This is a genomic window from Cocleimonas sp. KMM 6892 (assembly GCF_035798195.1).
Lineage (GTDB): Bacteria > Pseudomonadota > Gammaproteobacteria > Thiotrichales > Thiotrichaceae > Cocleimonas > Cocleimonas flava.
The window spans coordinates 1-906 of sequence record NZ_JAPFBV010000019.1 but is presented as its reverse complement, the minus strand read 5'-3'; the positions used below and the strand labels follow the sequence as shown (position 1 = coordinate 906).

The 906-nt window shown below is 47.7% G+C and carries 1 protein-coding gene; it reads left to right on the top strand.

The genetic code is table 11. From position 1 onward, the window contains the following. Positions 1–906: DUF7507 domain-containing protein (locus tag OO007_RS20190; protein WP_325810181.1), on the top strand; the 906-nt coding region annotated here is incomplete at both ends.

Below are 906 nucleotides of genomic sequence, written 5' to 3'. Positions count from 1 at the left end.
TCACCCCGAATACGATTAGCTGTGCCACATTAGCACCTGCTGCGACTTGTGTCTTAAGTGGTACGTACACCGTAACATCAGCTGATGTTACGGCGGGTGTAATCATTAATGATGCCACCGCAAACTCTGATCAAACACCAGAAAGTACCGCGCAAAATAACAGTGACATTAATGCACCGAGTCTAACGCTGGTTAAACCTGCGCCTGACAATGCCGATAACGACAGTAATGGTGAAATCAGTAATGGAGATGTATTAACCTACACGGTAACCGCAACCAATAACGGTACGGCGACCTTAACCAATGTCGTGGTAACAGATAACAAAATCACCCCGAACACGATTAGCTGTGCCACATTAGCGCCTACAGCCACCTGTGTATTAACGGGCACCTACACGGTAACACCAGCCGATGTGACAGCAGGTGCAATCATCAATGATGCCACCGCAAACTCTGATCAAACTCCAGAAAGTACTGCGCAAAATGATAGCGACATCAATGTACCGAGTCTAACGCTGGTTAAGCCTGCGCCTGACAATGCCGATAACGACAGTAACGGTGAAATCAGTAATGGAGATGTATTAACCTACATGGTAACCGCAACCAATAACGGTACGGCGACCTTAACCAATGTCGTGGTAACAGATAACAAAATCACCCCGAGCACGATTAGCTGTGCCACATTAGCGCCTTCTGCGACCTGCGTGTTAAGTGGCACGTATACCGTAACACCAGCCGATGTAACTGCGGGTGGAATCATCAATGATGCTACGGCAAACTCAGATCAGACCCCAGAAAGTACAGCGCAAAATGACAGTGAGATCAATACACCGAGTCTAACGCTGGTTAAGCCTGCGCCTGACAATGCCGATAACGACAGTAACGGTGAAATCAGTAATGGAGATG